Consider the following 17,790-nt stretch of genomic DNA (forward strand, 5'->3'; position numbering starts at 1 on the left):
AGATGTCTTTATATATCACGGTTTATGTCATTTTAAGCATATTGGTGTTATTACTTTTAAATTTTATGTTTATGAAAAAAAGCAGAAAACAACAGAAGCGTTCTGTAAATGATTCAACCCTGGTCCGTCAGGAAGAGAATCACAAAAAAAACATGGAAGAACAAGTAGAAGATTTATTAAAGGAATCCACGATTACAGAACCTGCACTTGAATATGTAGAAGCAAATGTGGAACCAATTGAGGAAGAGGAGCCATCAATATTATCCAGGGTGAAAGAATCGAAAAAGGAAGTAGGAAAAGGAAAGATTCTTACCGCTTTGATGTTAGGTGCCTTCGTTGCGATCTTAAACCAAACACTGCTCAATGTTGCCATACCACATATCATGTCAGATCTAAATATTTCAGCAACAACGGTTCAATGGTTATCCACGGGCTATATGCTTGTGAACGGAATTTGTATCCCGATCACAGCCTATCTAATTGAAAAGTTTGGTACAAGAAAGTTATTTATTACGGCGATTATACTTTTTACAATCGGGTCGTTTATCTGTTCGTTTTCAACAAACTTTAGCTTCCTTATGTTGGGAAGGATTGTTCAAGCATCAGGTGCAGGTATCATTATGCCACTCTTGATGACTGTTTTCTTTGTCATTTTTCCTCCTGAAAAGCGCGGAATGGCGATGGGGATGTTGGGGATTGTTATGCTGTTTGCCCCTGCTATTGGTCCAACCTTATCAGGTTGGCTGATTGAGCATTATTCTTGGAGATTATTGTTCGATATTGTTATCCCAATTGGTATCATTGATTTAATCTTAAGCTTTTTATGGATGAGGGATGTCACGAAAATTACTAATCCCAAATTCGATTTCCCAGGGGTATTATTTTCAACATTAGGATTTGGTTTTCTGCTTTATGGATTTAGTGAAGCCGGAAGTAAAGGCTGGTCGAGCGGTACAGTAGTGATCTCCCTTGTCATTGGTATTGTCGCATTAATTGCCTTTGTCATTCGCGAGCTTTCAACCGATCATCCAATGTTAGAACTGCGCGTCTTTAAATATGATATTTTCGCATTAACGACGATTATTAGTATGATGATTAATATGGCGATGTTTGGCGCAATGATTTTACTGCCAATCTATCTGCAAAATATTCGCGGCTTTACTGCATTGGAATCAGGTCTTCTGTTACTTCCAGGAGCAATTGTGATGGGGATTATGTCGCCGATCTCCGGTGCATTATTTGATAAAATCGGAGCAAGATGGTTAGCCGTTGTCGGATTAACGATTACGGTCATCACAACTTGGCAATTTACTACCCTAAGTATGACAACAAGTTATTCTCATATTTTATTTCTATATGTTATGAGGATGTTTGGAATGTCATTTTTAATGATGACGGTTATGACCGAAGGCCTAAACCAATTGCCGCGTCATCTTGGCGCCCATGGTACTGCTGCCTCCAATACTGCACGGCAGGTTGCAGGAAGTATTGGAACAGCGTTTCTGGTTACGGTTATGTCGACAAGACAGGGTGCTCATATGGGTGAATATTCAAACCTCATTACGAGTACAAACCCATTTATCGCAGGAAAGGTATCACAAATTGGTCAAGGTATTGCAGCTCTTGCCCATGTGCCCTTAGAGACTGGTAACCAACTGGGATTGTTTATGATTTATGGGCAGACAATGAAACAAGCAACCATTGAAGGAATCAATGATTCATTCGTTGTTGCAACAGCTATAGCAGCAGTTGCGCTAGTTCTTGCTTTCTTTATTAAACGCGCACGTATAAAAGAACAATAATCAAGGTAATAGGGCTCAGCGATTACTGAGCCCTATTTTTTATAATAATTTCCAAATATTTCACATTTTTGTCACAGGTAATCGGTAGATACTCACTTTTCGGTGCTATACTATAGGTGTAGAGATTAATAAAATAAATAAACATCTTAGGAGACTCAACCATACGTGTTCGTTCCGTTTGTGAACGAGTAGTAAGGAAATCTGTACCAATACTTGGATAGGAGGAGCGATGGATTAATAAAATGGAAAGGGTGAATGCCAATATTAATAATCTTAACCTTTTTCCAATTAAGTATTTCATTGCCATGAGACCGAACCAAATGGAATGGAAATGAGTCTTTAAAACGGTAATACATCAAAAAAATTGTTTCTTTTTAGGAATTTGAATTCCATTTACCATGAGAATTAATTCCTTCAACGGAACAAACACCCATCGGCTGATTGTTTAAAACTTCCAGAAAAATCGGAAGGGTAATGAATAAACAAATTGGCAGATGTCATGGTTGGGTCCCCTAAGATGTTTTATACCTTTAAGCTGCCAGCTCTAACGGCAGCTTTTTTATTTTTTGGATATTAAATGTCAATGTTGATTTACTATGTAGAGCTTTGTACTGTTTTTTTAGGAATAAACACAGATATTATAGGAAAAAATTAGGGAGAAGGAGTTGATTTGTTTATGTTGAACGGAAAGGATAAGAAAAAGGAACCCACTGTTGCACCTGGAATGGATGATCAAGAAGAACTAGGGCAAAGTGCGACAGAAGAAGAGGTTGATAGAGGAGAATACACAAGTGTCACGACCCTTTCATATGATGAAGTAGATCCTAGTTAATTTTTCAATCGTTCTGCCTGTAAAACCAGGCAGATTTTTTGTGCATTATTGAACAAATAGATATTAATATCATCCATAGTCCGATATACTTAAAGAAGAACATCCATTGAAAGGGGAAATTTAATGTCAGAAATTCAAAATATTTCTTTAGCTGAACAGCAGGAAGCGTTTATGGAAAGAATGCAGCACAGAAGACTAACGAAAAGAAAAATATTTCAAAGAATCTTGTTAATCACGCTCGGGGCGGCATTAATGGGAGTTGGGCTTGAAATTTTCCTCGTTCCCAATAATGTAATTGATGGAGGTATTACTGGAATTTCCATTATGCTTTCCTATATTACCGGATGGAAAATAGGTATCTTCCTCTTTATTCTAAACATCCCGTTTTTCTACATTGGATATAAACAAATTGGAAAAACCTTCGCTTTATCCACTCTTTATGGAATTATTATTCTTTCCATTGCTACCACATTACTTCATCCAGTCCCTGCCTTTACGCAGGATATTCTGCTTGCAACAGTGTTTGGGGGGATTATTCTCGGAATAGGAGTTGGAATTGTCATTCGTTATGGAGGTTCTTTAGACGGAACTGAAATCCTTGCCATTCTTTTTAACAATAAACTCCCGTTCTCGGTTGGGGAAATTATTATGTTTTTTAATCTCTTCATTCTTGGCAGTGCCGGCTTCGTCTTTTCATGGGATCGGGCTATGTATTCATTAATTGCCTATTTTGTTGCTTACAAAACGATTGATATCACGGTTACCGGCCTTGATGAATCAAAATCGGTTTGGATTATAAGTGACAACGCTAAACAAATAGGGGATGCCATCATGAGCCGTCTTGGTCGCGGCGTGACTTACATGAAGGGGGAGGGTGCCTATTCCGGCGATGATAAAAAAGTAATTTTTTGTGTTATCAATCGTCTTGAAGAGGCAAAATTAAAGGAAATCGTTTCCGAAAATGATGATCATGCCTTTTTAGCCGTTGCGGATATCGCTGAAGTCCGTGGTGGAAGATTTAAGAAAAAAGATATTCATTAGAAGCTTATAATAGCTTCTTTTTTTTAGGTCCGGAAATATTATTTTCCATGTCAGAAACAGAGTAACTACGCGAAGAATTTTGTCGTTTGCTGATGAATCAAAAGAGGAAATAAAATGGATTTTGTCGTAATATGCGCTTACCTAGGAAATATTATCAGAAAATACAGGAAATTATCCGGCTAAAAAAATGGCAGAATCTCGCTGCCATCTTTTTAGCCGATAGAAAGCATAGCTTTCCTATCAGGCATAACTGCAACTACGCCTCTGTCTTCGCCCTTAGGGCCTCGCCAGTGGGCGAGTTTACTTTATGAAAGTTAAAATAATAACTCATATACTTCATTTAATTCATGCGCTCTTTTTTCATCTTGTTCTTCTTTTGCATATTTAATTTCTCTTGGCAGGATGTCATTTAAAAATTCAATTTCTTTTTGATTTAAATGCCGAACAAAATCCCCTTCAGAGGAAAATTGACCTTCTGATACCTTTCGAAATAGATGCCGGCCCTGTGAATGATGCTCGTCATTGTAATTTGACAATATTTCACGAAGATATCCCAAAGTTTTGTCCATATTTCATTTCACCAAACCTTTCACGTTCTTATTTTTTAACGGAAAAGTTTTTATATACGTTCAATTGTGAGGGAAGTGAAAGAAAAAAGAGCAAGCTCGGAAGCATTGCTCTAAATGTAATTAAAAGAAGAAGAATGGGAAAAATGGAACACCAAACGGTACAAAGAAAGGTCTCCCGAAAAATGGACCAGGGAAAAATCCAAATCCATATCCTTCATTTGGTTGTTTTGAATTTAATTCAGCTACTTCAAAACCGTCCTCTTTTACCTTAACAATTTTTCCAATTACCCAGTCTCCCTTTTCGTTTTTAAATCGAATCATTTGACCTTCTAATTGACGTGCTTTTCCATAATCAAATTTCATGAAAAATCCTCCTTTCGTAAGGGACTTGCTATAAATTATGAAAAAAGTCCACAAGTTGAGAGGGCGATTAGCCATGTCTTGTCCTTTTAAATTCAAAAAAAGCCTTCCTTCACGGAAAAGGCTTTTTCAATCATTATTTTGTACATGTAATAATTCGATAGCTAAGTACATCCTGATATTTTAGAATCATATTGGCATGCATGTTGAAGATTGCAAATAATTCAGGTTCGAAGTTAGCCGAAAAATTGAATTCCGGTGCATGGTTCCCCTCAGCTAAGGACTGTTTTTGTGTTGTTACTTCAATATTTTTATATCCCGTTTTTTCTAATAGCTCTTTCCAATCTTTCTCTAACAATAAAGAATCCACTGCATAAAATTGTTTGATTTCTTGCTCTTCCTGCAATGAAAGCTTTTGGTTAATAGTCATTTCATTGGCAATAAAGCGACCTCCTTTTTTCAAAACCCGATAGAATTCTTTTAGAGTTTTTGGTTTATTCACAAAGGCCAAGACGGACTCCGATAAAACAAAGTCAAAGGAATTGTCGGGAAATGGAATTTCTTCAACGGATCCTTGAAAAATCTGAATCGGTAATTTCATTGTTTGAAATCGGTCTTTCGCTTTTTCAATCATGATTGGATTAATTTCCAACCCCGTAACATTTGCTTGGTATTGTTGGGCTAAAAATGCCGCAGTTTGCCCGGTTCCGCATCCAGCGTCTAATATATGTGATTGCTTGGTGATTTTTTCATTTGCAAGTAATTCCTTTGTTAATATGATACCACCGGGATGAGCACCGCCAACACCAAACTTGGCTAAAAAATCAAAATATGTTAAGGCTCCCACCAGACACACCACCCAAATCTCTTTTTTGCATACTATGTAAAAGGATGTGGATGGGTTCTTTTTCAAGGATATAATTTTATTTGATTTGATAATAATATTATTATGTAAACAAAAAAGTAAATCCCATTAACTCCCACTATAAGGAATTCTCAACTGCCACTATACTTGAAAGTGGGAGGGGATAATTTGTTCTATTTACTTGGTTTCCTTTTTTGTTTTGCCGGAATTTATTTTATTTATAAAGCACATAAAAATACAAAAGATGTTGTTTTAAATAACATAACGGTTTCACATTCAAAATTAACGGAAAAACCGCTTAAAATCCTTCATCTATCTGACCTGCACCTTGAAAATATTTCGGTTTCTCCGGAGGAATTGTATCAAACTGTCTCAAGTCAGCCAATTGATTTAATTGCGCTAACCGGTGATTTTTTAGATCGAAAAAGAAGTATACCAAAATTGGTTCCATATCTTTCAGTACTATCCCGTTTGAATCCGAGATTTGGAATGTTTGCTGTATTTGGAAACCATGATTATTATTTAAAAAATGAAAATTTCGTAGAGCTTAAACAAACATTAGAAGAAAATGGCTGTATTACCCTTCAAAATCAACACGTTTCTTTCAAAATTGATGGTAAAGTGATTAACGTTATTGGAATTGATGACCACCATTCACATAGAAGTGATGTGGAAAAATCATACAGGAACTTGGAAGAGGGCTACAATTTGGTTTTGACCCATGATCCTAATGTGGTTTTAAAAATGAAAAACTATCCATATGATTATCTTCTATCTGGTCACTTTCATGGCGGGCAAATCCATTGGCCCAAGCCTTATCATTTGCTAAAAATGGGGAAGCTTATTCGAATGAACATTATAAAAGGATTACATTACCATGAAGGAAAACCTTTTTATATCAGTGAAGGTTTAGGGCAAACAGGAGTGAATATCCGAATTGGCAGTCGTCCAGAAATAACCTACCATCAAATTTCGTAAAAGCCGGGGAACTTTTCCCGGCTTTTATCATTTTAAAATCCATAAACATATCCTGACATTACCATTGCTAAAAATGTGATTCTTAAACATCCTAAAAAGGAATACTGGGAGAAGGAGAGCAGGCCATGAGCATACGCCTAGCGATTTTATGGATTTGGAAATTAATTGATCCGCTATTTTATTTATGTTCACGATTACATTATATCCATGAAGAAAATAAGAAAAAGTCAATTTTTAGGGTGCGAATTACTAAATATAAAGGGAAAAACGTAATTCTTTCAGACGGTACGAAAATTTGCCGTAATGATCTTCTAATAAAGATTCATTTACACAATGTCCGACTCCTGAATGAATATATAAAAATTAAAAATGACTTGAACAGGGCAAGGCTGATCTATAAGATAGTACTAAGTTCGATGCCATCACTTGCCCTTTATGTAAACACTCATCCAAGAGAAGAGCAAATAAAAGGAATTATAGGAATCACGACAATTAATAAAGCGGTTGTACCTTTAGGGTTTGAAACTTTTAGACCAACAAACGGCCTATACCGACGTGTCAAAAAAGTCGGTCAACTGCCCATTTTTCTCCTTACAAAATCATCGTTCAGAAATTTTCAAAAAAATAAACTGAATTATTTATTGATGTCTAAAGATAAGCTTTATCAAAGATATGGGCGTAATCTCCTAACAAATAACAATCAATGAGGTGTTTTCCAAACATAAGCTGGATGAAAGTGCACAAATTAAGCTAATGAAAGGGTTAAACCTTTTCATTATAATTTGAAGGAGTGCTTTTGAGATGAGGAACGTAAAAATCCAGCCGTTTTTCAATATGTTTAAACGAAAACGAAAAAGTCGAGGGGCCATGTGGGCTTCCCTTTTTGGACTTGGAATAAGTGCCGCTGTTTATGGAGTTACAAAAGGAAAACGCAAAATTTCAGTACCTCCTTTACAAAATATGCAAAATATGGTGAAAACCTTTACTCCTAAAACTAATATAAGTATGATGGATAACGCTGCCTTAACAGAGTTTTCTGAGGAGTTATTAGAAAGTGCGTTAAGAAATAAAAGGCAATAGTGAAAAAAGTCCGCTTCTTTTAGCGGACTTTTTCAATATGGGGGATTCGGAACTTCTTTTGGCTGATAATTTATAACCTCAGAGGAATAAAGTTTAATGATTAATAAATTCCCAAGTGTTCTAGCACGAATTAATACCGGCTGATTGTATTTATTTTTAAATTCGAAGTCAGGTCCAAACCAGCTGACAGTTGCGTCACGTCCTTTAGGGATGTAAGGAACCTCTCTGGTGTGCGAAAACCGCTGGACAATTTGCAGACCTGCATTATCAACGGCATTAAAAAGGGTAGAGGATACCTGACAAATCCCCCCGCCAATATCTTCAGCGTATTCCCCCCTTACAATAACGGGAGCTCGTAAATACCCTTTTTCTGCTGTTCTTTTTCCAACCACACCGTTAAAGGAAAACTTTTCACCAGGAAAAACGACATAATTATTGATTGCTTTTACGGCTAATTTTATATTATTGGTTCTAGTTCTATTTCCCGAATTAAATGAGGTTACATATCGGCCAATTCGTTTACTTTTTATATCTGCTAATAATTCACTATCTACTCTTGGGTAAACAGACAGCATGGGAATTTCAAGGTTAACCGAGCTATTTCCAAAATAAAAGGCATAAAATTGCTCAGTAAACGCTTTGCGGTAAACTTGAAAACCAACCTGCTCCGCTACAATATTCCCATTGGTGTCAAGCTTAGCGTCTTGTGGAGGAACCGTTAATTGCTGATCCAGCTGGTCTAGAAATGAATTGTATTTTTTTTCAGCGATAATCGGTAACCCGGGATATTGATAGGAGAATTCTGCGCGCTTAACAACAGATATAGTTCGGCCATCCTTTGTAATCGACAATGTATCCTGAGGGAGCATTTGTCCCGTAAAAACCATTAATCCAAATAACCACGATAACATTTATCAACCCTCCTCATTTTAGGATGGTTCGAAAAAATGATTTCATGTAATAAATTTGGAAAAAAATTAACTATTTTTCCATTATAGCCTTTACAAATATCAAATAGTATAATATTATCATTAATGATAATGATAATAAAAAAACAGGAGCATGGATCATAATGAAGGAATCAACAGTTGATGTTATATTGCATCCAGTTCGTATGAGAATTATACAGTGCTTAATAAACCAACAACTCACTGCCCAGCAATTGAAAGAATTGCTTCCAGATATCCCGCAAGCATCACTATATCGTAACATTAAAAAATTAGCTGAAGCCGAAATCATTCATGTGATTGAGGAGATTCCGAACCGGGGAACTGTCGAAAAAGTTTATTCCATTCAAAATCCAAATAAATCTTTAATTGGCTCTGAAGAAATCAATCAATTATCCAAGGATGAGCAAATGGGATTGTTTATTAAATTTATGGCTAATTTAATGGCGGAGTTTGAGCAGTATCTAAAACAGGAATATAAAGATTTTGCTGCAGATGGAGTAACCTTTCGCCAAGCTTCTATTTATTTAAGTGATGATGAATTTTCTGAGTTTACCCACGAACTTGTTAAGGCTTTTTCAAAAGTAATCAATAATAAACCTTCAAAGGAAAGAACACGGAGAACGATTGGTACCATTATCATCCCGGATAAAAAAAACAAACAATAGGGGGATTTCCGCGATGGAATTTAGGGAGAAGGATGTAACAATTCAAAGTAAGGTTGCGCTAAAAGGAACGCTTTGTTTACCTAATCTACGGGAAGAACATCGGCCGGCAATACTGATCATAGGTGGTACGGGGAAATTAGACCGCAATGGAAAAGTAAATGAAAAGCTGGATTTAAAACTGTATCGCCAGTTAGCTGAATTTTTAACGTCTATAGGATTCATTAGCTTGCGCTACGATAAGCAGGGAGTTGCAGAAAGCGAAGGGGATTATTATAAAACAGGACTTTGGGATTTAGTGGATGATTCAAGAGCAGCGGTGCAATTTTTAAAAAATCAGCCGGAGATTGCCCCCGATAAAGTATTTGTATTAGGCCACAGTGAAGGAAGTATGATTGGCACAATAGTGGCAGCAAGAGAAGAACTAGCAGGGGTAATTTTGCTTTCTGGCGCTGTTTCAACCTTGAGTGAAGCATTGAAATATCAACGGGAAATTGCAGCCCGGGACGTAATAACGGCAAAGGGCTTTCAAGGGTTCTTGTTTCGTTTATTAGGAGTACAAAATAAAATTGAAAAACAAGCGCAAAAATTGACAGATAAGGTCCTTAGTTCAAATAAAGAGGTCATGAAAATTGGATTTACGAAATTAAATGCAAAGTGGATGCGGGAACATTTTCAATATAATGTGCGAGAAGACTTGGCTAAGGTTTCTTGCCCAGTTTTAGCAATTACAGGCGCAAGGGATATTCAGGCAAATCCTAAGGATTTAGAGGATCTTCCAAAATACGTGAAGGGGGATGTGGAATACTATATTGTTGAAAATATGGGGCATTCATGTAAATTTCAAGCTCAAACCTCCAACATCCTTTCTGCAAAAAAGGACATTGTTGCAGATGGAAATCTGCCTATTCACCCTGAGCTTTTAGCATTGGTAGAAAAATGGCTCAATAAACACCAAATTGACAAAAAATCAGATGATTCAGTAATTGTATAATTTTTTAAAACAGTGGGGGACTAATTGTTCCTCGCTGTTTTTTTATAAAATCAATGAAAAGTTTGTAGAAAAATAGTATAGTTGCAGTAGTTATAACGGAAAGATATCATGCGCTAGCAATTAGCTATCATATAAATAGGAGTGGAAATCATGACGGAAAATGGACGTGTTCAATTAAATGTAAGAGTATCGAAGGAAATTGCTGTAAAGCTGGATGAAATTGTCGAATACTATCAGGAAAACCTTAAATTTGGCCGAGTGTATAAAGGGGATGTTTTAACAGATATTATTGAAAAATACTATGAGGTCATGAAAAAACAGAAACAGATGAATAAAAGATTTTAGAATATTTACAAAATTATTTGAATAATAAAATTCATAGAGTATAATTGTAGCTATAACATACCAACTGGTTAGTATGTAGAAAGAGGTGGAGAAAGTGGACTTTTCATATTCTCAAAGAATAAGAGATTTACAACAGAGATTAACAGATTTCATGGAAAAGAATGTTTATCCGAATGAGCATGTGTATGAAAAGCAATTAAATCGCCAGGAGAGTCGCTGGAGTACAGTGCCTCCAATCATGGAGGAATTGAAGGAGAAAGCAAAAGCGGAGGGTCTTTGGAATCTATTTTTACCGGAGAGTGAATATGGGGCAGGTCTGACGAACCTGGAATATGCGCCATTGTGTGAAATTATGGGGCGTTCTTTGATTGGTCCCGAGGTGTTTAATTGCAATGCACCTGACACGGGAAATATGGAAGTACTTGTCCGTTATGGTTCCAAACAGCAAAAGGAGCAGTGGCTAAAGCCTTTGTTAGCGGGCGAAATCCGCTCTTGTTTTTCGATGACGGAACCGGATGTGGCTTCATCGGATGCGACAAATATTGAGGCAAGAATTGAACGGGATGGAGAAGAGTATGTTATCAATGGCCGGAAATGGTGGTCTTCAGGTGCCGGGGATCCGCGTTGTAAAATCGCGATTGTCATGGGGAAAACGGATCCGTATGCTAATCGTCATGAGCAGCAGTCGATGATTCTCGTACCACTCGATACACCCGGAGTAAAAATTGAACGGATGCTTCCAGTATTCGGCTATGATCATGCCCCGCACGGCCACGGTGAAATCACGTATGAAAATGTCCGAGTTCCGGCAGAGAATATTCTTTGGGGAGAAGGAAAGGGATTTGCGATTGCACAGGGACGTCTCGGTCCAGGACGAATCCATCACTGTATGCGGTTGATTGGGTCTGCAGAACGAGCGCTTGAAGAATTATGTAAGCGCGTCCAAAGTCGTGTGGCCTTTGGCAAACCATTGTCAAGCCAAGGCGTGATTCGAGAATGGATTGCCGACTCGCGAATAGAGATTGAGCAAGCGAGGCTTCTAACTTTAAAGGCTGCCTATATGATGGACACCGTCGGTAATAAAGAGGCGAAAACGGAAATTGCGATGATCAAAGTGGTTGCACCTTCCACGGCCCTCCGGGTAATCGACCGCGCTATTCAAGCATTTGGTGCCGCCGGCGTTTCGGATGATTTTCCGCTTGCTGCGTTATGGGCGAATTCCCGGACCTTACGTCTTGCGGATGGACCGGACGAAGTTCATAGAGCACAGGTTGCCAAGCTTGAATTAAAAAAATACCAATAAAGGAGAATCCTAAAATGGAAGTCTTAAAACTTTTTGATCTAACCGGGAAAACAGCGATAGTTACGGGAGGCGGACGTGGGCTTGGTGCTCAAATTGCCCAAGGTTTTGCAGAAGCGGGGGCCAATGTTGTTTTATGCTCCAGGAAGGTGGAAGCCTGTCAGGAAGTTGCGGAGAACCTGGAAAAGCTAGGTGTAAAAACTTTGGCACTTAAATGTGATATTGGAAGTTCCGATGATGTTGCCCATGTTGTTGCAGAAACAAAAGGGTTTTTTGGTTCAATTGATATTCTTGTCAATAACAGTGGGGCAACATGGGGCGCTCCTGCAGCTGAAATGCCGCTGGAAGCTTGGAAAAAGGTCATCGATGTGAATGTGACAGGAACTTTCATAATGAGTCAGGCGGTTGGAAAAGTGATGATTGAACAGCAATCCGGAAAAATTATCAATATTGCTTCCGTTGCCGGCCTTGGGGGTACTGACCCGAGATTGATGGATACGATTGGCTATAACACAAGTAAGGGGGCCGTTATTACCTTTACAAAGGATCTCGCGGTAAAGTGGGGAAAATATAATATCAATGTGAATGCGATTGCTCCGGGCTTTTTCCCAACGAAAATGTCAAAGGGGTTAATCGAATTTGGGAAAGAAGCGATATTAGCTGGTACACCCTTACGGCGTTTTGGAACAGATGATGATTTAAAAGGTGCTGCACTTTTCCTTGCTTCAAATGCCTCAAATTATGTTACAGGTACTATATTAGTGGTTGATGGCGGTACATCAGCAATGTAAAAAGTATACATGCGTGTTAAGGGAGCGATTCTAGATATGGTATAATTTTTCTTAGATTTTTAACAGATTGCGGGGACATAAGTGTGAAAGAAAAAATTACAGAACAAAGCATCCGTTTATTTGAAAAAAAGGGATTTAGCGAAACCTCCATACAAGATTTAGTTGAGTCGATCGGTGTAACAAAAGGAACGTTCTATTATTATTTTTCCAGTAAAGAAGAATTGCTTTTAGATATACATCTTGGCTATATCAATGAATTACTCCAGCACCAGGAACGGATTTTAAATGATCCTGCGAAAAGCTGTAAGGAAAAATTATTTGAAATTGTCAATATGCTGATCACGAATATCAAAACGCAGGGGCAGGCAGCAAAAATCTTTTTTAGAGAAATGAAGAATTTAAGTGAGGAACGCCTAACATTGGTGATCCCTAAAAGGGATCAATTCCGCTTGAATATAGAAGGTTTGATTAACGAAGGAATGAAGCTCGGCGAGTTCCGTCCCGATTTAAATGCTGCCATCATTACCTTTGGGATTCTTGGCATTACAAATTGGAGCTATCAGTGGTTTAATCCGACCGGTAAATCCTCTGATCGTGAGGTTGTGGAGATTTTTGTGGAAATGATTCTAAAAGGGATTCAAGTAAAATAAAACATGTAGAGGGTATTTTATCACCCTTTACTATTATTTGCATACTGACTAGTTGGTATGAAAGTTTGAATGAAAGTGGAGGGATACGATGCCACATCAAATAAGTCAGGATACAATTCCAGTTCGGAAGGGGGAGGAAGTAAATCTTCCTATTCTGGAACAATTTTTACGGGAAAATATTGAAAATGTACCGAATGGTCCACTTGAAATTTTGCAATTTTCAGCAGGGCACTCAAATTTAACCTATCAAATAAAGGTCGGGGATTGGGAAGCCGTACTAAGGCGCCCGCCGCTCGGTCCTGTAGCTCCAAAAGCTCATGATATGGAACGAGAGTGTAAAATTCTTTCAGAACTTCATCCGATTTTCCCAGTGGCACCGAAGCCGTTATTATTTTCTAATAAGCTAGAGGTTGTTGGCTCTCCGTTTTTTATCATGGAAAGAAAAAATGGGATTGTTCTTGATACTTCTTTCCCGAAGGGGGTCAGGGTAACGAAAGAGCTTTGCCGCCAGCTTTCTGAAGTAATCGTCGATAGGCTTGTTGATCTGCATTCGATTGATTATCAACAGACAGGTCTTGTCGAAATAAGTAGGCCGGATGGGTTTATGGAAAGACAGGTTCATGGCTGGATAGGGCGTTATGAACGGGCGAAGACGGATGAGGTTGCTGAAGTGATTACATTAATGAAATGGCTGGTGGATCATACTCCGAAAAAACATGAGGCTGCCATCATCCATTACGATTATAAATTGAATAACGCGATGTTTAATCAAGATTTAACGGAAATGGTGGGATTATTTGACTGGGAGATGACAACAGTCGGTGATCCGCTTGTTGATTTAGGGGCAGCGATGAGTTATTGGATACAAGCAGATGATCCGGATTTATTGAAAAAAGCATTTGGTAGGCCGCCGGTAACGGTTTTTGAAGGATTTTTAACGAGAAATGAATTTATCGATTTATATGCAAAAAAGAGTGGGCGGGATGTAACTAATATTCATTTTTATTTAACTTTTGCCTACTTTAAGCTTGCGGTTATTTGCCAACAAATTTATTACCGTTATAAAAAGGGGCAGACAAATGATTCGCGCTTCGCTCAATTTAATGATTTGGTGAAAAGTTTAATTAAGCATGACATAAGTATTTCTAGAATATGACAGTCTGTATGAGATAAATTGATGATAAAAACCAGTGAGAAAGGAAGTTGGAAATGACTCAAGAACATTTAATCGTCGAAAAATCAGGCCCGGTTTTATCTTTAACGTTGAACCGGCCGGAAAGCTTAAATGCGTTCAGCCCCGAGATGATTATAGGATTAACAAGTGCCATTCGTGATGCACAGGCTGATGCGGATGTTCAGGTAATTATTTTATCCGGAGCCGGTCGGGCCTTTAGTGCCGGCGGTGATGTGAAAACGATGGGGCAGGCAGATCCGGCACAGGCTTACGAGCATATTGGCAAGCTCAATGAATTGATTTTAACGATGAAAGCAACTGAAAAACCAATCATTGCGGCGGTTCATGGTTTTGCCGCCGGTGCCGGATTTAACCTAGCGCTCGCGTGTGACTTAATCGCAGCGGCAGAGGACAGTAAGTTTGCCCTCAGCTTTTCACAGGTTGGACTGGTATCGGATGGCGGCGGCTCTTATTTTCTGCCGAGATTGATCGGTCCGCATTTGGCTAAAGAATTTTTCTTAAGTGCAGAACCGATTTCAGCACAAAGACTTTATGGATTGGGTGTAATTAATTTCCTTTTTCCATTAGAAAAGCTTCAGGAGGGTACAACGAAATTGGTATTAAAATTGGCTCATGGTCCGGGCAAGGCATTTGGAAAGCAAAAGAAACTCATTGATCATTCGTTTACCGCAACACTTGAGGAAATTCTTGAAGAGGAGCGGCTGACCCAGACGTTAATGGTACAAACAGAGGACCATCAAGAGGGGATTGCGGCTTTTAAAGATAAAAGAAAGCCGATATTTAAAGGAAAGTAGGAGATAGGATGAAAGTGATACAATTTAGTGAATATGGCGGTCCGGAAGTTCTTAAGTTGGTAGAAAGTGAAAAGCCTATACCCAAAGGGCGTGAGGTGATAATTGAAGTTAAAGCCATTGGTGTCAATTATGCGGATACGGCACGAAGGGAAGGTCAGTATGTGGTTCCGACACCACTGCCATTTATTCCGGGGGCAGAAATTGCCGGAGTGGTCAGCGGGGTCGGTGATCAAGTTAAAAATGTGATGCCTGGAACCCGGGTTGTCACATTGATTGAATGTGGTGGTTATGCGGAATATGCTGTTGTGGATGAACGCTTCTTGATCCCGCTTCCTGAACAATTAGATTTTCAGCATGCAGCTGCATTGCCGCTCCAAGGCTTAAGTGCCTATCATATTTTAAAAACAATGGGTCGGTTGGAAAAGGGCGAAAGTGTCCTTGTTCATGCGGCAGCCGGCGGTGTTGGGACGATTGCCGTTCAACTGGCTAAGTTGTTTGGTGCGGGGAAAGTGATTGCTACGGCAAGCAGTGCTGAAAAGTTGACTCTTGCAGCTGAAATGGGTGCTGATGTTTTAGTAAATTATACCGAACCGGACTGGGAGCAGCAGGTGCTTGAGGCGACTGATGGGAGTGGTGTCGATGTTGCTCTTGAAATGGCGGGGGGAGATGTTTTTCATAAGACTCTTAAATGCCTTGCTACTTTCGGAAGATTGGTGATTTATGGGGTGGCGAGCGGCGAGCAAAGCCATTTTTATCCGTCTAGCTTGATGGCCCGAAACCAATCGGTTATTGGCTTTTTCCTGCCGCAAATTATGAGAAAACCGGGGTTATTGCAGCCAAGTTTAGTGGAGTTGCTTACTTATTTGGGTGAGGGGAAACTCAAACTGACAATTGGCGGGGTTTACCCATTAGAGGAAGCTGCTTCTGTTCATCGATTGCTGCAATCGCGAAAAACGAGCGGGAAGCTGATCTTGGAGCCGTAAGTGGAAAGTGCCCAAGGTGGTGAAAACATGAGATGCACGGGCACACGGCAAGGGCAAAACATTCTCCTCAAGGATTAAAAGAGGGTTTTATAGACAAAAGTCTAGTGCCGGCGAGGGGAAGTGTCTATAAAACATGATTATATAGACAAAAGTCCGATGTCAGAGAGGAGAATTGTCTATAAAAATGGATTATATAGACAAAAATCTAGTGTCGGCGAGGGGAAGTGTCTATAAAACATGATTATATAGACAAAAGTCCGATGTCAGAGAGGAGAATTGTCTATAAAAATGGATTATATAGACAAAAGTCTAGTGTCGGCGAGGGGAAGTGTCTATAAAACATGATTATATAGACAAAAGCCGATGTCAGAGAGGAGAAGTGTCTATAAAAATGGATTATATAGACAAAAGTCCGATGTCGGCGAGGAGAAGTGTCTATAAAAATGGATTATATAGACAAAAGTCTAGTGTCGGAGGAAAAGTGTCTATAAAACAGGATTTTATTGGACAGAAGTATTACTTTTCATTTGTTTTGTCGTATGTTTTTTCAAAAAAATTGGCAAGTAACAGATGTAAGCTCTGTTACTTGCCAATTACAAGAATACTCTTTGCTGTATCAATAACCCCTTTATTGATACTGGATAGATGATTAATTTTCATGATTTGTTCAATTTGAGTAAGCATTCGATCTAGTATTCAGAAGTTCCCACGTGTAACACGAAATAACTCTCCCATTGCCTCATAGTTCTCAAAATGATCCATCCTTTTATAACTACTAATCTCTCTCAAGCGGTTTTCTAAAATAAATGTAGCGTCTTGTACTCATGAGAAAAACCAATTCGAGAATAAAGTTGCGGATATCGAGACAACTTTCGTTGCATTCCCGGCATACCGATCATCACCATCCCAATGTAAAAGTACGTTCTTAATTTAACGTGCTTTTACATATTTATTGGAATAAATGATTGAGTGATCTTACATATTTTGGGATAATTGTAATGAAGTAATGGGCTGGAATATAGAATGCAGGGGGTATTTTTATGCTAATTAGAGAGATAAAACCTGAAGATGCAGAGAATTTTATAAATTTAATTAAGCAAGTTGAAGCAGAGGCTGATTTTATGCTTATGGAATCCGGAGAAAGAAAAACTACCGCTGAACAACAACGAAAACGATTGGAACAAATGGAAAAAGAGTGTAATTCAACTATTTTTGTAGCAAAAGAAAAAAATGAATTAATAGGATACCTAATTGCGATTAGTGGTAATGTCAAAAGAAACAAGCACTCTGTATATCTTGTTATTGGTATCTTAACTAAATATCGAGGGATTGGAATTGGAACAAAACTATTTAAACAATTAGAGGAGTGGGCATCGGAACATAATATTCATCGATTAGAATTATCCGTAGTAACTCGAAATGAAGCTGGATTGCGGTTATATAAAAAAATAGGATTTGAAATCGAAGGCACAAAAAGACAATCGTTATACATTGACGGAGAATTTGTTGATGAATACTATATGTCTAAACTTTTATAGAAGTTTCTTCTTCAATTATCGAGCGCTTTTCTTCAACAGAGAATCGTAAACCATTTACCCT

At 38.4% G+C, this 17,790-nt stretch carries 21 protein-coding genes; 16 read left to right on the forward strand and 5 right to left on the reverse strand.

From position 1 onward, the window contains the following. The first annotated feature begins 2 nt into the window (after positions 1-2). On the forward strand, positions 3-1,802 hold the full coding sequence (locus tag J2Y67_RS04250; protein WP_310170995.1) for a DHA2 family efflux MFS transporter permease subunit: 1,800 nt from the start codon (positions 3-5) through the stop codon (positions 1,800-1,802). Positions 1,803-1,824: 22 nt separating this feature from the next. On the opposite strand, the gene J2Y67_RS04255 is transcribed toward J2Y67_RS04250, so the two are convergent. Further along, a complete protein-coding gene (locus J2Y67_RS04255) occupies positions 1,825-2,109 on the reverse strand; it encodes a hypothetical protein (RefSeq protein WP_310170999.1) in 285 nt (94 codons plus the stop codon). A gap of 369 nt (positions 2,110-2,478) precedes the next feature. Between J2Y67_RS04255 and J2Y67_RS04260 the strand changes: the two genes are divergently transcribed. Further along, a complete protein-coding gene (locus J2Y67_RS04260) occupies positions 2,479-2,634 on the forward strand; it encodes a hypothetical protein (RefSeq protein ID WP_310171002.1) in 156 nt (51 codons plus the stop codon). 171 nt (positions 2,635-2,805) lie between these two features. Next, positions 2,806-3,675, forward strand: coding sequence for a YitT family protein (locus J2Y67_RS04265; RefSeq protein ID WP_396954044.1), 870 nt, complete (start codon positions 2,806-2,808; stop codon positions 3,673-3,675). Positions 3,676-3,989: 314 nt separating this feature from the next. Here the strand turns inward: J2Y67_RS04265 and J2Y67_RS04270 are convergent, their stop codons facing one another. The 3 genes from J2Y67_RS04270 to J2Y67_RS04280 all read right to left on the reverse strand — a co-directional run bounded on the left by J2Y67_RS04270 (position 3,990) and on the right by J2Y67_RS04280 (position 5,451). Further along, positions 3,990-4,244: a sigma-G-dependent sporulation-specific acid-soluble spore protein CsgA gene (locus J2Y67_RS04270; protein ID WP_310171008.1), complete on the reverse strand. Its 255-nt coding sequence runs from the start codon at positions 4,242-4,244 to the stop codon at positions 3,990-3,992. Between the two features lie 120 nt (positions 4,245-4,364). Further along, a complete protein-coding gene (locus J2Y67_RS04275; protein WP_310171010.1) occupies positions 4,365-4,607 on the reverse strand; it encodes a hypothetical protein in 243 nt (80 codons plus the stop codon). A 133-nt stretch (positions 4,608-4,740) separates the two neighbouring features. Continuing rightward, entirely contained in the window at positions 4,741-5,451 is a 711-nt protein-coding gene (locus J2Y67_RS04280) for a class I SAM-dependent methyltransferase (protein WP_310171013.1), read from the reverse strand. A 186-nt stretch (positions 5,452-5,637) separates the two neighbouring features. On the opposite strand from J2Y67_RS04280, the gene J2Y67_RS04285 reads away from it, so the two are divergent. The 3 genes from J2Y67_RS04285 to J2Y67_RS04295 all read left to right on the forward strand — a co-directional run bounded on the left by J2Y67_RS04285 (position 5,638) and on the right by J2Y67_RS04295 (position 7,527). Next, the gene (locus tag J2Y67_RS04285) at positions 5,638-6,447 is read left to right on the forward strand and encodes a metallophosphoesterase (RefSeq protein WP_310171015.1); all 810 of its coding nucleotides are present in this window, start codon (positions 5,638-5,640) and stop codon (positions 6,445-6,447) included. A gap of 125 nt (positions 6,448-6,572) precedes the next feature. Next, positions 6,573-7,154: a YkoP family protein gene (locus J2Y67_RS04290; protein WP_310171017.1), complete on the forward strand. Its 582-nt coding sequence runs from the start codon at positions 6,573-6,575 to the stop codon at positions 7,152-7,154. 94 nt (positions 7,155-7,248) lie between these two features. Continuing rightward, positions 7,249-7,527, forward strand: a complete 279-nt coding sequence (locus tag J2Y67_RS04295) for a hypothetical protein (protein WP_310171020.1) — start codon at positions 7,249-7,251, stop codon at positions 7,525-7,527. A 32-nt stretch (positions 7,528-7,559) separates the two neighbouring features. Here J2Y67_RS04295 and J2Y67_RS04300 read toward each other — a convergent pair whose 3' ends face one another. Beyond that, the gene (locus tag J2Y67_RS04300) at positions 7,560-8,438 is read right to left on the reverse strand and encodes a VanW family protein (protein WP_310171022.1); all 879 of its coding nucleotides are present in this window, start codon (positions 8,436-8,438) and stop codon (positions 7,560-7,562) included. Positions 8,439-8,599: 161 nt separating this feature from the next. Between J2Y67_RS04300 and J2Y67_RS04305 the strand changes: the two genes are divergently transcribed. From J2Y67_RS04305 to J2Y67_RS04350, 10 genes are all read left to right on the forward strand, one after another. After that, entirely contained in the window at positions 8,600-9,142 is a 543-nt protein-coding gene (locus J2Y67_RS04305; protein WP_310171024.1) for a helix-turn-helix domain-containing protein, read from the forward strand. Positions 9,143-9,155: 13 nt separating this feature from the next. Beyond that, positions 9,156-10,133 (forward strand): alpha/beta hydrolase, encoded by a 978-nt coding sequence (locus tag J2Y67_RS04310; RefSeq protein WP_310171026.1) that lies wholly within the window; start codon positions 9,156-9,158, stop codon positions 10,131-10,133. Between the two features lie 150 nt (positions 10,134-10,283). After that, on the forward strand, positions 10,284-10,478 hold the full coding sequence (locus J2Y67_RS04315) for a hypothetical protein (RefSeq protein ID WP_198308717.1): 195 nt from the start codon (positions 10,284-10,286) through the stop codon (positions 10,476-10,478). Between the two features lie 94 nt (positions 10,479-10,572). Beyond that, positions 10,573-11,781 carry an acyl-CoA dehydrogenase gene (locus J2Y67_RS04320; protein ID WP_310171031.1) on the forward strand — a complete coding sequence of 403 codons (1,209 nt, stop codon included), beginning with the start codon at positions 10,573-10,575 and terminating at the stop codon, positions 11,779-11,781. Between the two features lie 14 nt (positions 11,782-11,795). Continuing rightward, entirely contained in the window at positions 11,796-12,569 is a 774-nt protein-coding gene (locus J2Y67_RS04325) for an SDR family oxidoreductase (protein ID WP_310171032.1), read from the forward strand. Positions 12,570-12,652: 83 nt separating this feature from the next. Next, positions 12,653-13,219, forward strand: coding sequence for a TetR/AcrR family transcriptional regulator (locus J2Y67_RS04330; protein WP_310171033.1), 567 nt, complete (start codon positions 12,653-12,655; stop codon positions 13,217-13,219). Positions 13,220-13,307: 88 nt separating this feature from the next. Further along, positions 13,308-14,375, forward strand: coding sequence for a phosphotransferase family protein (locus tag J2Y67_RS04335; protein ID WP_310171036.1), 1,068 nt, complete (start codon positions 13,308-13,310; stop codon positions 14,373-14,375). Positions 14,376-14,428: 53 nt separating this feature from the next. After that, positions 14,429-15,208, forward strand: a complete 780-nt coding sequence (locus J2Y67_RS04340) for an enoyl-CoA hydratase/isomerase family protein (RefSeq protein ID WP_310171039.1) — start codon at positions 14,429-14,431, stop codon at positions 15,206-15,208. Between the two features lie 8 nt (positions 15,209-15,216). Next, entirely contained in the window at positions 15,217-16,191 is a 975-nt protein-coding gene (locus tag J2Y67_RS04345; RefSeq protein ID WP_310171040.1) for a quinone oxidoreductase family protein, read from the forward strand. 1,040 nt (positions 16,192-17,231) lie between these two features. After that, positions 17,232-17,729: a GNAT family N-acetyltransferase gene (locus J2Y67_RS04350; RefSeq protein ID WP_310171042.1), complete on the forward strand. Its 498-nt coding sequence runs from the start codon at positions 17,232-17,234 to the stop codon at positions 17,727-17,729. The last annotated feature ends 61 nt before the right edge of the window (positions 17,730-17,790 follow it).

This window comes from Neobacillus niacini, from assembly GCF_031456445.1.
Lineage (GTDB): Bacteria > Bacillota > Bacilli > Bacillales > Cytobacillaceae > Neobacillus > Neobacillus niacini_I.